Source organism: Agrobacterium sp. CCNWLW155, assembly GCF_036888815.1.
Classification (GTDB): domain Bacteria; phylum Pseudomonadota; class Alphaproteobacteria; order Rhizobiales; family Rhizobiaceae; genus Agrobacterium; species Agrobacterium radiobacter.
The window spans coordinates 373,154-388,197 of sequence record NZ_JBAKFW010000002.1 but is presented as its reverse complement, the minus strand read 5'-3'; the positions used below and the strand labels follow the sequence as shown (position 1 = coordinate 388,197).

12 protein-coding genes are annotated in these 15,044 nt (G+C 59.4%); 3 read left to right on the top strand and 9 right to left on the bottom strand.

Translation table 11 applies throughout. The annotated features are described in order from the left end of the window. Position 1 precedes the first annotated feature (1 nt). Positions 2–1,051 carry an ABC transporter ATP-binding protein gene (locus tag V6S97_RS10440; RefSeq protein ID WP_334426761.1) on the bottom strand — a complete coding sequence of 350 codons (1,050 nt, stop codon included), beginning with the start codon at positions 1,049–1,051 and terminating at the stop codon, positions 2–4. A 359-nt stretch (positions 1,052–1,410) separates the two neighbouring features. Between V6S97_RS10440 and V6S97_RS10435 the strand changes: the two genes are divergently transcribed. The 3 genes from V6S97_RS10435 to V6S97_RS10425 all read left to right on the top strand — a co-directional run bounded on the left by V6S97_RS10435 (position 1,411) and on the right by V6S97_RS10425 (position 5,847). Then, on the top strand, positions 1,411–3,123 hold the full coding sequence (locus V6S97_RS10435) for a long-chain fatty acid--CoA ligase (protein ID WP_107674983.1): 1,713 nt from the start codon (positions 1,411–1,413) through the stop codon (positions 3,121–3,123). A gap of 139 nt (positions 3,124–3,262) precedes the next feature. After that, complete coding sequence (gene pgi, locus V6S97_RS10430) at positions 3,263–4,888, top strand: glucose-6-phosphate isomerase (RefSeq protein WP_112292912.1); 1,626 nt, start codon at positions 3,263–3,265, stop codon at positions 4,886–4,888. Positions 4,889–4,977: 89 nt separating this feature from the next. Next, positions 4,978–5,847, top strand: a complete 870-nt coding sequence (locus tag V6S97_RS10425; protein ID WP_334426760.1) for an ornithine carbamoyltransferase — start codon at positions 4,978–4,980, stop codon at positions 5,845–5,847. A 15-nt stretch (positions 5,848–5,862) separates the two neighbouring features. On the opposite strand, the gene V6S97_RS10420 is transcribed toward V6S97_RS10425, so the two are convergent. The 8 genes from V6S97_RS10420 to V6S97_RS10385 form a co-directional block, all read right to left on the bottom strand. Further along, the gene (locus V6S97_RS10420) at positions 5,863–6,591 is read right to left on the bottom strand and encodes an esterase family protein (RefSeq protein WP_080865788.1); all 729 of its coding nucleotides are present in this window, start codon (positions 6,589–6,591) and stop codon (positions 5,863–5,865) included. Further along, positions 6,588–7,553, bottom strand: coding sequence for an acetylxylan esterase (locus tag V6S97_RS10415; protein WP_080866516.1), 966 nt, complete (start codon positions 7,551–7,553; stop codon positions 6,588–6,590). Before V6S97_RS10415 ends, V6S97_RS10420 begins: the two co-directional genes overlap by 4 nt. A 124-nt stretch (positions 7,554–7,677) precedes the next feature. Then, a complete protein-coding gene (locus V6S97_RS10410) occupies positions 7,678–8,604 on the bottom strand; it encodes a carbohydrate kinase family protein (RefSeq protein WP_003503619.1) in 927 nt (308 codons plus the stop codon). Positions 8,605–8,703: 99 nt separating this feature from the next. Then, positions 8,704–9,402, bottom strand: coding sequence for an orotate phosphoribosyltransferase (locus tag V6S97_RS10405; protein WP_003503621.1), 699 nt, complete (start codon positions 9,400–9,402; stop codon positions 8,704–8,706). 171 nt (positions 9,403–9,573) lie between these two features. Then, entirely contained in the window at positions 9,574–10,611 is a 1,038-nt protein-coding gene (gene pyrC / locus V6S97_RS10400; protein ID WP_080866515.1) for a dihydroorotase, read from the bottom strand. Positions 10,612–10,724: 113 nt separating this feature from the next. Further along, entirely contained in the window at positions 10,725–11,762 is a 1,038-nt protein-coding gene (locus tag V6S97_RS10395; RefSeq protein WP_003503625.1) for a 4-hydroxyproline epimerase, read from the bottom strand. A gap of 128 nt (positions 11,763–11,890) precedes the next feature. Continuing rightward, the gene (locus V6S97_RS10390; RefSeq protein ID WP_003503627.1) at positions 11,891–13,213 is read right to left on the bottom strand and encodes an alpha/beta hydrolase; all 1,323 of its coding nucleotides are present in this window, start codon (positions 13,211–13,213) and stop codon (positions 11,891–11,893) included. 188 nt (positions 13,214–13,401) lie between these two features. Then, positions 13,402–14,898 (bottom strand): acetyl-CoA hydrolase/transferase family protein, encoded by a 1,497-nt coding sequence (locus V6S97_RS10385; RefSeq protein ID WP_060722846.1) that lies wholly within the window; start codon positions 14,896–14,898, stop codon positions 13,402–13,404. Positions 14,899–15,044: the final 146 nt, after the last annotated feature.

Sequence of the window (15,044 nt, the reverse complement as noted above, 5' to 3'; positions counted from 1 at the left end):
TTCAGGTAAAGATGAGAACCCCTTTGGGGTCTATACCGAAGCGCACCGCCGTGGTCCGGGCGGGTGTGCGCTGCATCGTCCTGACCCGCAGGTCGGAAGGCAGTCCGGGCACGGCTATGCCAAGCTGCTCGATCTCGCCGAGAAAAACGCGGCTCGATATTTCGCCGGCAATCCCCTCTTTCGCGGCGCCGTCCTCGATGATCGAAATCGCATTGGGGCGAACATAAGCGACGGCGGCGAGACCATCGGGCAGATCGGAGGCGTCACCCAACAGCCCGAGCGGCGTTTCGACGCGACCCTCTCTCACCCGGCCCTCGATCTTGTTGAAGGCACAGAAAAAATCGGCGGCATAGCGGGTTTTGGGATTGTCGTGGATTTCGTAACCCGTGCCGCTCTGCACGATACGTCCACGCTGCATCAGAACCACACGGTCACCTGCGGAAAGCGCCTCCTCCGGATCATGGGTGACCATGATCGCCGTCGTGCCCAGTTGCCGCAGGAGGCCGAGCGTTTCCTCACGCACGTTGTCGCGCAACCCCCTGTCCAGATTGGAAAAGGGCTCGTCCATCAACAGCAGGCCGGGCTGCGGGGCAAGCGCACGGGCAAGCGCCACGCGCTGCTGCTCACCGCCCGAAAGCGTATGCGGATAACGTTTTGCCAGCTCCTGCAGGTGAACATGTTCGATCATCTCGGCAGCGCGGCGGCGGGCCTCCACCTTCGGCAAAGTGCGAAGACCGAACATGACATTCTGCTCGACGGTGAGATGCGGAAACAGCGCGTAATCCTGAAAGACAAAACCGATATTGCGCTTTTCCGGCTCCACGAAAACAGCGGGGCCGGCAACGACAGCGCCGTTCAGGGAAACGCTGCCATGATCCGGCGTCTCCACGCCCGCCACAATGCGCAGCAGGGTCGATTTTCCACAGCCGGAGCGCCCCACCAGACAAATGATTTCGCCACGTTCGACGGAAAGATCGATATCGGACAGCACGTCCGTATCGCCGAATCTTTTCCCAACCGATTTCAGTTCAAGCGCTGCCCTGCCTGCCATTTCCAATCCTGCCCTGCTTTGCGAATTATGTTGATCGCTCAAATCAGGATTAAAGTCAAAAAAGCCGGGAAAAATGTATTTCCCTTCACGAGTTGGCGAGATGTGCGGCAGCAATATTGACGTTTACGTTAGAGTTAAATAGGTTTTGCCGACGAGATGGACGCCAATGGATTACGCGTCTATCATTCGTTACCGGGGAGCGAGAGGAGCGGTCGATCCGGTGACGCCACATGAGGTTTCCTCAACCCGGCCGATTGGGCCGGTTGAATGCGGGAGCCTCGTGAACATCAGGCAGCCGAAAGCGCCGTTAACGTATTTCAATGAATGCGCGGCGCAACAAAGACTCTGGGAGGAGAAGCATGAGTGAACTGTCCCTGGGACACCCGGAAAATGTCGGCGCACAGAAGCGCTGGCTGGCATCCTATCCGCCGGGCGTACCTTCCGAAATCCCCGCATCCGCCCATGCCTCCCTTGTCGAACTTCTCGAAAAGAGCTGTGCGCAATTTGCCGACCGCAAGGCCTTTTCCAGCATGGGAAAGTCCCTGACCTATCGGGAACTGGACGCTGAAACCCGCGCGGTCGCCGCCTGGCTGCAATCCAGAGGACTGGAAAAAGGCGACCGGGTTGCCGTGATGATGCCGAATATCCTGCAAAATCCCGTCGCCGTATACGGGATCCTGCGAGCTGGCATGGTCGTGGTCAATGTCAATCCGCTCTACACACCGCGCGAACTGGAACATCAGCTTAAGGATTCCGGCGCAAAGGCGATCTTTGTGCTGGAAAACTTCGCCCATGTGGCGCAGCAGGCGGTGCCAAAAACCGCCGTCCGGCATGTGGTCGTCGCGGCGATGGGCGATCTGCTTGGTCTCAAGGGACATATCGTCAATCTGGTGGTTCGCAAGGTCAAGAAACTGGTGCCCGCCTACACCATCCCCGGCTCCATCGGCTTCAAGGCGATGCTGAAGGAAGGTCAGGGATTTTCGTTGAAGCCGGTCAGTCTCACGGCGCAGGACATCGCCTTCCTGCAATATACCGGTGGCACAACGGGCGTATCGAAGGGTGCGGTTCTCACCCATGCCAATCTTCTGGCCAACAAGGTCCAGATCAGCCTGTGGCTGGACGCGGCCTTCAATGGCAAAAAAGATCGCCCGGAGGTTCTCAACTTCATCTGCGCGCTGCCGCTCTGCCACATCTTCGCATTGACGGTGAATTCGCTGATGGGCATTGCGCTCGGTGGCCATAACCTGCTGATCGCCAATCCGCGCGATATTCCCGGCTTCGTGAAGGAGCTGGCGCATTATCAGCCGCATGTTTTCCCCGGCATCAACACGCTTTTCAACGCGCTGATGAACAACGAGGATTTCCGCAAGCTCGATCTGTCGTCCCTCATTCTGGTTCTCGGCGGCGGCATGGCGGTGCAAAGGCCCGTTGCGGAGCGCTGGCTTTCCGTCGTCGGCTGCCCGATTGCCGAAGGTTACGGCCTCTCCGAGACATCACCCGTTGCAACGGTCAATCGTCTTGATTCCACGGAATTCAGCGGCACCATCGGCCTGCCGATTTCGTCGACCGAAATCGATATTCGCGACGAGGACGGCAACAGCCTGCCAACAGGGGAAGTCGGCGAGATCTGCATCCGCGGGCCGCAGGTCATGGCCGGTTACTGGCAGCGGCCGGATGAAACGGCAAAGGCCATGACCGCGGACGGCTTCTTCCGATCAGGCGACATGGGTTTCATGGACGAGCGCGGTTACACCAAGATCGTCGACCGCAAGAAGGACATGATCCTCGTTTCCGGCTTCAACGTCTATCCGAACGAGGTGGAAGAAGTGGCGGCCAGCCATCCGGGTGTGCTGGAATGCGCGGCAATCGGTGTTCCGGATGAACATTCCGGCGAAACCGTCAAACTTTTCGTGGTCAAGAAGGATCAGTCCCTGACGGAAGCGGAGCTCAAGGCCTTCTGCGCCAAGAACCTGACGAACTACAAACGGCCGAAAATCATCGAGTTCCGCACCGAACTGCCGAAATCGAATGTCGGCAAAATCTTGCGGCGCGAATTGCGCAATCTGAACTGATTGTCTCAGCCAATGGGGAGAGCCGGGCGACCGGCTCTTTCTTTCATCCCGGCCCTTTTCTTTTATCAAAGTCGCCTTGATTTGGCCGCCTGAAAAAGAATAGTTTCCTCATCCTTCCACGGAAGCCGAGGAGCACAAGATGCAGGCCACCATCGAAAAACTGAAAGCAACGGCGAGCAGCACAGCCGCAACCGATCTTCGCGCCGCCTTTGCGGCCGACGACAAGAGATTCAGCCGTTTCAGCGCCAAATTCGATGACCTGCTGATGGATTATTCCAAATGCGCCGTGAATGAGGAGATCGTCACGCTTCTCGAACAGCTCGCACGCGAAGGCGGCGTCGAGGCAAAGCGCGAGGAGATGTTCTCCGGCAAGGCAATCAACTTCACCGAAGACCGCGCCGTGCTGCATACCGCGCTGCGCAATCGCTCCAACACGCCGGTTCTCGTTGACGGCAAGGACGTGATGCCTGATGTGAACGCCGTTCTGGCGGCCATGGGCAAATTTGCCGATGCGATCCGTTCCGGTTCGCTGAAGGGCGCGACTGGCAAGAAGATTACTGATGTCATCAATATCGGCATTGGCGGCTCCGATCTCGGCCCGGTCATGGCGACGCTGGCGCTCGCACCTTTCCATGATGGCCCGCGCGCGCATTTCGTTTCCAACATCGATGGCGCACATATTGCCGACACACTGAAGCTCGTCGATCCCGAGACCTCGCTTTTCATCGTCGCGTCGAAGACCTTCACCACTATCGAAACGATGACGAATGCCGCCACCGCGCGCCGCTTCATCGCCGAAAAGCTGGGTGAAGAGGCCGTAAAGCACCATTTCGCCGCCGTTTCGACCGCGCTCGACAAGGTCGCCGCCTTCGGTATCGAAAGCGATCGCATCTTCGGTTTCTGGGACTGGGTCGGCGGACGTTATTCGATCTGGTCGGCCATTGGCCTGCCGCTGATGCTTGCCATCGGCCCGGATAATTTCGGCAAGTTCCTGGATGGCGCACACGCCATGGACAGGCACTTCCGTGAAGCGCCGATCCGCGAAAACCTGCCGATGCTGCTCGGCCTCATCGGTTTTTATAACCGCAACGTGCTGAACTATCCGACCCGGGCGATCCTGCCCTATGACCAGCGGCTCTCGCGTTTCCCCGCCTATCTGCAGCAGCTCGACATGGAATCGAACGGCAAGGGTGTGACCATCGACGGCACGCCGGTCGAAGGCCAGTCCGGCCCGGTTGTCTGGGGCGAGCCCGGCACCAACGGCCAGCACGCCTTCTATCAGCTCATCCATCAGGGCACGAGCGTCATTCCGGCGGAATTCATGATCGCCGCCAACGGTTTTGAGCCAGAACTGCGCCATCAGCACCAGCTTCTCATCGCCAATTGCCTGGCGCAATCGGAAGCGCTGATGAAGGGCCGCACGCTGGCCGAAGCGAAAGCCCAGCTCACCTCCAAGGGCATGGAAGACAAGCTCGCCGATTTCATCGCGCCGCACCGCGTCTTCACCGGCAACCGTCCGTCCATCACCTTCGTCTACGACAAGCTGACGCCGTTTGCGCTTGGCCGCCTGATCGCGCTTTACGAACACCGCGTCTTCGTGGAAGGCGTGCTGTTCCGCATCAACTCCTTCGACCAGTGGGGCGTGGAGCTTGGCAAGGAACTGGCGACCGGCCTGCTTCCCGTCGTTGAAGGCAAGGAAAGCGCTGCCGGCCATGACAGCTCGACACAGGGACTGGTGAAGGCGCTGGCGGGACTGGCGGGATAAACCCCACACGCCGCAATTTACGAAAGCCGGAAGCAGACTTCCGGCTTTTTTCAATACAGCGTTGGTCGAATATCGTTTTGGAGGCGCATATGCCGTTGCCGCCGGGCAAGGACTTTCTGGAGTTTCACGACCTGCCCGCGGATGCGGTCTTCTCGATCATCGACCGCGCGGGCGCTCTGGCCGAGGACTGGTCAAAGGCCGCGACGCCGCAGACCCTGAAGGGAAAGCGCATCGGGCTGATCGTTGATGACACCGGCTGGCGCAATACCGCGGCATTCGATCTCGGCATTCAGGCGATGGGCGGCATTTGCGTTACCGTTCCGATCAGCTTTAACGGCCGCGAAGACATTGCCGATTTGGCGGGCTATCTCGACAACTGGTTCGACCTGCTGATCGTCCGCACGAAAGAACTCTCGACCCTCCGGGCGCTTGCAGCCGAAATGCGCGCGCCTGTCATCAACGCGCGGACAAAGTCCAATCATCCATGCGAAACGCTTGGCGATTTGGCCTATGTCAAAAGCGTAAGAGGCCGGATAGACGGCCTCAAAATCGTCGGTGTGGCACCGGACGCCAATATTTTACGCTCATGGGTCGAAGCCTCGATTTCCCTGCCCATTCAGGTCACACAGGTTTACCGCGATCAATGGCACGTCACCGATGCCGCGCTCGTCAATCCGAACTTCCGGGTGAGCACTGATATGGCAGAGTTGCTGGATGCGGATGTGGTCATTACCGATTCCTTGCCAGCCGGCCCCGATCATCATCTGACCGATTACCGCATCTTCGCATCCCTTCTCGACAGGATGCGACCAGATGCGATCTTTTTGCCCTGCCCGCCGGTCGCGCGTGGTCAGGAGGTGACGGCGGACGCCATGGTGCACCCGGCCTGCCAGAGCCGGGCAGCGAAGGCATTTCTCCTACATGCCCAGAATGCCCTGATGGAATTTCTGCTCGCCTGAGACGCGGGCCAGACCTCAAATATAAAGCGCCGCCATCTTGCGCCACGCACCCGCACGGTGGGCGCGGCCGTCCCAGACGTGCATCTGATGCCCCACCTGCTTGTCCGACAGAACCCGGCTCAGATGATGATTGTTGTCCAGAAACGGGTCGGCATCGCCGATGGTGAAGACCATGTCGATGCGGCGCAGGTGATCAAGCCGCCATGGGCAGGCGAGGCCCGGCAGAAAATGGCTCGGCATGTGAAAATAAACATCGTCATCGTAATAACCATCGAACAGGTCACCGAAAGATTCCACCTTCATCGTCAGATCATAACGACCGGAAAAGGCGACGAGCTTGCGAAAAAGATGCGGGTGGCGAAAGACGAGGCTGGCGGCCTGAAACGCACCGAGACTGCAGCCCTGCACGATCGTGTCACTATTCGGGTTTTTCTCGGCCATCAGCGGCAGCACTTCGTTCAGAATATACTCTTCGAAAGCGGCATGTCGGCGAATGCGATCGGCGGGATGATGCCCGGCCGCATAGAAGGTCTCTCTGGCCAGCCCCTCTATGCAATAGAGCTGAAGGTGGCCCGCCTCCAGCTTGTCGGCCAGACTGCCGACAAGGCCCAGTTCCTCATATTCGAAGAAACGCCCATCGCGGGTGGGAAACATCAGCACCTTGGCGCCAGAATGGCCGAATATTAACAGCTCCATGTCGCGATGGAGCCTTTGACTATACCAGCGGAGATATTCGCGTTTCATAGCACCTTGAAAAACCGTCTGACCTTGTCCTTATGGACCGCATCTTGCGATGCGCTGTCAGGGTAATCGAAATGTCCGGCGTCGAGGATGAAGATTTCATTAAATTTTGATTGTGGCAGCGCATTGGCCACCGCGAACTGGCAAGGCGGCGCCACTGCCGGATCGAAAAGCGCAGGCGCGACCAGCATCGGCACTTTTATGCGGGCGGCGGCGCAGGCGGCATCGAACAGGCGCAGCGTTTCAAGCACATTGGCATGGGTCTTCTGGTACGTCTGAACCGCATCCGCGCTGCCGACGGTGGGCAGCGTCAGCCAGAACGGCCGGTGTCCGAATGTCGGGACCACCAGATGGCCGCGATCAATACGCTCGTCGAAAGGGATGGCCAGGGCGCCAATGCCGCCGCCGAAACTGATGCCGCTATAACCCACCTGCCCCTCCAGCCAGGGATAAAGGCTTATGAGCGTGGAAACGGCAACCCACAGATCATCGACGCAGCCGCCAATGATGTAATCGTCTTTCCTGTCGATATTATAGAGAACATGGAGGGCCGGGTCGGACGAGATCGGCGGGCAGGCGCTCAGCGAAAGCCCGCGAAAACAGGGAAACAGCACGGCTGTTTCTTCCACCGGCACGTCGAAATCAGGAGCCTCGCGACCGCCATAACCATGGCCCACAACGAGGCCGCGACGCACCTGCCCCTCGCGCGGCAGCAGCATCCACCCGCCGATACGAAAACCGCCGGTGGAGGTGTAGGTCATATCGAGGACATGCCAGCGGGGGTCGCTGAGCCTGCTCTTGCGCAGTACCGGTCGAGGATCCGTGGCGAGCGCGCGGCGATGGCGCTTTTTCCAGAAATCATCGAAGCCCGGCGGCGCCTCGGGCGGGGTGATGGCCAGCAACTGTTCACGCTGCATGCCATAGGTCGGGTCGAAATCAAAAGGATGGGACTTGGGAACGCTCATGCGATGCTTGTTTCGTGAAAAAACAGCGGACACAAGCTTCATAATATCGAAATAACGGTTTTTTACGGCTTTAGCGGCGGGAAGAGTGTTGAACCACCTGTTCAAAATGGTTCAACCGCGCCCATCACAAACCGATCTCATGCGCAAAGGGTGGATTCGCGCCGGCCCGCGAGACCGTGACCGCCGCAGCCTTCGCACCCAGCGCCAAAGCCTTCCTGATCTGCTCTTCCGTCAGCGAGGCAACCTGCGCCTTGGTCAGAAGGCCCTGCATTTTCAGCGAAGCGAGAATGCCGGCATCGAATGTATCGCCCGCACCGACCGTATCGACTACCTCTACCCGTTCGGACGCCACTTCCACCTTGAAATTGGCCGAATAACCAACGGCACCCTTGGCGCCCCGGGTGACCACGACGAGTTTTGCGCCATGATGCAGCCAGTGGCGTGCAAGCGTCTCCTCGTCGCCTTCCACTCCGAACCATTCAAGGTCTTCGTCGGAGAATTTTACGATGTCAGACTTCGCCGCCATACGGAGGATGCGAGCCATATGCGCCTGCTTGTCCTTGATGAAACCGGGGCGGATATTCGGATCGAGCGAAATGACGCGGCTTTGGTGCTCGCGTACCAGCAGCGCCTCATAGGTACTGCCGCAAGGTTCCGGAATGAGACTGATGGCGCCGAAATGCAGCGCCTCGCAATCCGCGCCAAGCGCCGGAAGATCGGCCTCGGTAATCATCCTGCCGGCGGTATTCTCGTCATAAAAAGCGTATGTGGCATGGCCATCGATGAGCTTGACGAAGGCGATCGTGGTCGGCCGCGAAAGCATTGCGCAATAGCTGAAATCCACATTGCTCGCCCGCAGGGTTGTCCGCAGGATATCGCCCATCATGTCGTCGGAAAGACCTGTGAAGAACGCGGATGGGACGCCGAGACGCCCCAGCGCAATCGCCGTGTTGAAGACCGCTCCGCCTGCATAGGGGGCAAAACCAGCCTCACCCAGCGTCGTCTGCCGGGGCAGCATGTCGATCAGGGCTTCACCACAACACAGGATCATTACGGTCCTCCTCAAACAGCAAATCAAATGGACTTAAATCGATTTAGACGAAGATCGATCGGAAGGCCAGCCGCAAAACCGGGCTGGCCGCATCCGAAATCACGATTGCGGCAATTCGCTGACACCGCCGCGCTTTGCCGACCACGGCAGGGGGTTATCGAGGAAGGCCTCGACCTCGGACAGGGTCTCTTCGTCAAACAGTTTTTCAGCGCGGGCGACCGCCAGAACGTCGCGCCAGGTCGTCAGGTAATGCAGCTTGACATTGCCGTTGGCGAAGCGCGCTTCGGCCTCTTCGAAGATGCCGTAATAGAAGAGCGCAATGCCGTGATCGACGATACCGCCCGCCGCACGGATGGCGTCGATGAAGGTGAACATCGAGCCGCCGGCCGTCGTCAGATCCTCGATGACGAGAACGCGTGCGCCTTCCGGCATATGGCCTTCGATCTGGGCGTTGCGGCCATGGCCTTTCGGCTTCTTGCGGCAATAGATCATCGGCAGGCCAAGGCGCTCGGCAAGGAAGGCGGCAAAGGGAATGCCGGCCGTTTCACCGCCCGCCACACAGTCGAACTTCTCGAAACCGGCCTCGCGCATGACAGCCGCCGCCGCAAAATCCATTGCCGCCGAGCGGATGCGCGGGAAGGAGATGAGCTTGCGCATATCGATGTAAACCGGGCTCTTCATGCCTGAAGCGAAGGTGTAGGGGCTTTCGGAATTGAAATGGACCGCCTTGATTTCCCACAACATCTTCGCAACCAGTTCCGCAACAACGGTGCGGTCAGTGAATGTGAAATGGTTCATAGGCGTTCTCCTTTTTCGGCCTTGGTTTATCGCTCCGAAAACCCGGATCGGTTTTCGGAAAGCACAGCATCTCGATTCAGCATTGCAGGCATCCGCAGGCGGCACCGAAATTTATGGGTGGATGCCTGAGGACCATAACAAAACCGCCGGCAGTGCCGGCGGTCAAAAAAATCAGCTTACATCCCAATGGAGCGGGAACATCGGGTCGAATACGGTCACCGGCCCGGCGCCCGTCTCGATCTTGGCGGGAAACGACACCGGCTCCTCGCGTTTGATCAGCGTGATCGTCTCCTCGTTCGGTGCAAGACCATACCAGGCCGGGCCGTTGAGCGAAGCGAAGGCTTCCAGTTTATCGAGGGCGTTTTCATCCTCGAAGACATGGGCAAGGCAGCTCATGGTGTTGATGGAGGTGTAAATGCCGGCGCAGCCGCAGGCGCATTCCTTCAGCGGGTCCACATGCGGGGCGGAATCCGTGCCGAGGAAGAAGCGGGCGTCGCCCGAAGTCGCAGCAGCCCGCAGCGCCAGCCGGTGCTCCTCGCGCTTGGCAACGGGCAGGCAATAATAATGCGGCTTGATACCGCCAACCAGAATGGCATTGCGGTTGATTATGAGGTGGTGCGTGGTGATCGAGCCGGCCAGATTGGCCTTGGACGACTTGATATAATCCACGCCGTCGTGGGTGGTGATGTGCTCCATCGTCACCTTGAGTTCCGGCAGACGCTGGCGCAGGGGTTCCAGAACCGTATCGATGAAGGCTTTCTCGCGGTCGAAAATATCGACTTCCGGTGTCGTTACCTCGCCATGCACGCAGAGCGGCAGGCCGATTTTCGCCATGCGCTCCAGAACCGGCATGGCCTTGTTGAAATCGCGCACACCCCCGTGGGAGTTGGTGGTCGCGCCAGCCGGATAGAGCTTTACGGCGGTGATGAGGCCGCTTTTTTTGCCCTCTTCCACGTCGTCGGCCTGCGTGTCTTCAGTCAGATAGAGGGTCATCAGCGGCTCGAAACGATCGCCCGCCGGAATGGCCCTGACAATGCGTTCGCGATAGGCGCGGGCATCGGCCGTGGTGACGACCGGGGGCACCAGGTTCGGCATGATGATGGCGCGGGCGAAATGGCGGCTCGTATCCCCGATCACCCCTTCCAGCATTGCCCCGTCACGCAGGTGCAGGTGCCAGTCATCAGGGCGGCGCAGGGTGAGCGACTTCATCGGGATACCTCGGAGCATGACGGAATTGGCGCCCGCTTAGCATCTTTTGCCGCGGGAAAACAGCCGCCAAAGTCCATCAGGCAGCTGTAAATGTCATTTTTTTGAGGCGTGGCTCAGATGTTACCCGCCTCCGGACCCCAGACATCGGTCATCGCGAAACCATCAGCCAGGGGGTCGAAGGGATCGAGACCAACCTGATGCAGACCGAAGGTGAAGCCGCGCCCGGCGATGGTTGGAATGACGGCAGGACGGCCCGCCACCTCGGTGACGGCGGAAAGGCCGACATCGAATTCCGAACCGATGATCGAGCGGGATTTATATTCATCTCCCACCTTCACCTTGCCGCGCGCATAAAGCGTGGCAAGATTGGCGGAGTTGCCGGTTCCGCAGGGCGAACGATCCGCCCGGCCCGGCCACATGGTGGTGCAGGTGCGGATGGAACCGTCCGCATCCACATCCCGGAACATCACATAGGCGACGCCTGAGATGGCCGGGATTTCAGGATGGACGACCGTCATTTCGCGGTTGACCAAATCTTTCAGGATCATGCCCGCCGAGACCAGCTTCGCGGCATTGGCCTTTTCGATCGTGAGACCGATCTGGCGGACATCGACCAGCGCATAAAAAATGCCGCCATAGGAGATATCCATCGTCACCTTGCCCCATTCGGGCGTGTCGATGCTGACATCCAGCTCGTGCACGAAGGACGGCACCATGGTCAGCTTGACCTTTTCGCAGCGTCCGTCGCGGCAGGTGGCCGTGGCCTTTACCAGACCGGCCGCCGTTTCCAGAATGATGACGGTTTCCGGCTCCTGCATTTCCACCATGCCGCTTTCCAGAAGCGCCGTCGTTGCGCAGATGGAATTGGAGCCCGAGCTGGCATGCGCCTGATCCGGCTGGAGAATGACGAAAGCCGCATGCGCATCCGGATGTTTCGGCGGCAGGAGAAGATTGACCGAGCCCATGGGCGTGCCGCGCGGTTCCAGTGTCAGGAAGCGGCGCAGAGCCTCTCCCTGCGGATCGGTATTCATCCAGTGAAGCTGTTCGGCCACGGTATTGCCAGGAATTTTCGGCGCGCCGCCGGTGACGACACGGCCGATTTCGCCTTCGCAATGGACATCGAGAAGCTGGAGAGTGCGTTTCCAACGCATGGGGTCTTACTCCGGAAGTTGAGCTGTTAACCGGACCATACAGATAAAAATACAAGCTGTATACAAAACTACGGGAGCGTGATGACAAAAACGCTTAGCGTTTCCGCCCCCCTCTCTCGCATCGTAGTCTAGCGGTTACGGCATTCCGCCCGGTTTCGGTTGGCAGCAGCATCGCAGTTCACCCTTGACGATTGAAGCGCCTGATCGTCCACCACGGAGCCGGCCGTATCACCCACCGATCCGACCGTGTTTTCCATGGAGCGGCCCAGTCGTTCCACCTGCCTGCCATAATTTTCCCGTGTGCGCGGATCGAAGACTGCAATCGGTGCGCTGACCACCACGCTGGCCGCCGTCCCAACGGTTTGCGCAGCACCAATGCTGACAGCGCCAAGAGCTTCACCGAGACCGACGTCGGAATCCGTTACCGTCTGCCCGGCGATAAGGCGGTCGCCAATCAGACGCACGACCTCGGGGCTCTCGGCAAATTTGCCATGGTTCAGTCGGTCGCCGGATTGCAGCTTGGTGAGATCGAGAACTGTGATACCGGCTTTTTCAAGCTCGCTGCGATAGGGCTCGACAGATGGATCGATCTGGCCGAGACGGTCGACATTGCCAGAAATGCGGCGCGACAGGCTGAGCGCGCGGTCATCCTGCGAAACGAAAAGCGTGAATTTCGGCGGGGTTTTGCCGAGGCTTGCAAATTGCCGGCTGAACACGTCCACATCCAGATCCGGCGCCGCGAGGATGACATTGCCGATCTTCGGATCGACACGGCCATTGCGGATGGCCATCTGGCGCAGCGCCTCCACCGCAAGCCAGGTGCCCATGGAATGGGCCATGACCGTGACCTCGCCGATGGACCTGTCCTTGGCGAGGCGGGTCAACATTTCCTCCAGCGCATCGCGCGAATAGTTGGTGCTTTCCTTGTCGTAGTTATAGTCAAAGATGCTCGCTCGCGACGGCCAGGTGAAGACGACGGGCACGACGTCAGTGCCGGAATCATGGACGATCTGCGCGAAGCGATAAACGGATTCCTCGTACCGGTTGTTGAAACCGTGAACGAAGACCAGCACGCGCCGGTCCTTCTGGATGTGTCTGCCGATCCAGCTTCTGGTCTCGGCTTCGGAGCGAATGGGCTCCACCGCCACCGTGGTGAAATCCTTCAGCGGATTGGGCGGCAGCTTCTTCGGCCATTGCACCTGCCCGACCTTGCGGTTGGCGTTGGGCGGAATGGAAACCGTCACCGCATCCACCTTCAGACCCGTTCCACGCTCGCCGCCAAAAAGCACGGCGGCGTTTTCCGATGGCGCGCGGGTGGTGGCGACGAGAAGATTGACCGGCGTGGTTCCCGCCACGGTCTGCCCCGTCGGCGTCATGACCCCGATCGGACGCCCCCCGCAACCGGCGAGCAGGGCGACAATGGCGATTACGGCCACGAAGCGAATGGGCATCACATCACTCTCCTACAACCCAGAGGCAGCCGGAAAGCAGCCGGGGGAGAGGATTTTCTACCGGAGGCGGAACCGCCGCGCCAGCAACCTGACCACTAGAGCGGACAATTTCCGCCCCGGTGTGTCCAAACGGACCCAATTGTATGGCGGTTGAGCCGGCAGCGAGGGCACCTTTAAAAAACGCAGGCCTATTTCTGCGGCAGCATCGTGCCCCTTTCGCGCAGCGCCTCATGCCAGGATAGCGCCTCTTCAATGAGATGCGGCGTGTGCCCTCCCCGCGCCACCGCGCGCTGATAATAATCCGTCAGCGCATCACGATATTGGGGGTGCACACAGTTCGCGATGATAACCGCCGCGCGCTCGCGAGGTGCGAGACCGCGCAGATCGGCAAGCCCGGTCTCGGTCACGAGAATATCGACATCATGTTCGGTATGATCGACATGGCTGACCATGGGCACTACGCTGGAAATGGCTCCGCCCTTGGCGATCGATTTGGTGACGAAGATGGACATATAGGCGTTGCGGGCGAAATCCCCCGAGCCGCCGATGCCGTTCATCATGTGCGTTCCGCCGACATGGGTGGAATTGACGTTTCCGTAAATATCGAATTCCAGCGCCGTGTTGATGCCGATAATGCCAAGGCGGCGGATGACTTCCGGGTGATTGCTGACCTCCTGCGGGCGCAGGATCAATCTGCTCTTGTAATCGGCCAGTCGCGGCATGACCTGCTCGTTCATGGCGGAAGACAGGGTGATCGATGAACCCGAGGCAAAGGTCAGCTTGCCCGCATCAAACAGTTCGAAAGTCGAATCCTGCAAGACCTCCGAATACATTTTGAGGTCGTGAAACGGCGTATCGATGAAACCATGCATGACAGCATTGGCGATGGTGCCGATGCCGGCCTGAAGCGGCTGGAGTTCATGGGTCATGCGGCCGTGACGCACCTCGTTCAACAGGAACTCGGTGAGATGGCCGGCAATGGCCTTGGTCCCATCGTCAGGCGGCAGCACGGTTGAAAAACTGTCGCTCTTGTCGCTCAGAACGATGGCGGCGATCTTTTCCGGCGGCACCGGAATGAAGGGCAGGCCAACACGGCTATCCGTTGCCACCACCGGAATGGGCATGCGGGTCGGGCGCCTGGCGGGAATGAAGATGTCATGCAGCCCCTCCAGCACCTCGGGCTGCGACAGGTTGATCTCGACGATGACCTTGTCGGCCAGAATGGCGAAGCTCGCGGAATTGCCGACGGAGGTGGTAGGAATGATGCCGCCTTCCGCCGTGATCGCCACGGCCTCGACAATGGCGATATCGACCCCGTGAATCTGGCCGCCGCGCAATTGCTCGACCGTTTCGGAAAGATGCTGATCAATGAACATCACCTTGCCGTCATTGATCGCCCTGCGCAAAGCCGGATCGGACTGGAACGGCATGCGGCGCGCCAGCATTCCCGCCTCGACCATGGTCTTGTCAAGATCGTTGCCCAGCGACGCACCGGTCATAAGGGTGATTTTCATGGGATGTGTCTTGGCGCGCTCGGCCAGCGCCAGCGGCACGGCCTTCGCTTCCCCGGCCCGCGTAAAGCCGCTCATGCCTACCGTCATGCCATCCTGAATGAGACTGGCGGCCTCTTCGGCGCTGACGATCCTGTTCAAGAGGGACGCGTTGCGGATACGCTTTTCAAGCATGCACTTCTCCATGATCTGTCATCACGATGGCACGGCATTTGGCTGGCCACCTCACGGCGACTATGGCGCGCAGTTTCATCGATGAAACTGACATAGATCAAGGGTGCGAACGGAACCATGGCTCTCGCGTATCAAATCCGTTCAAC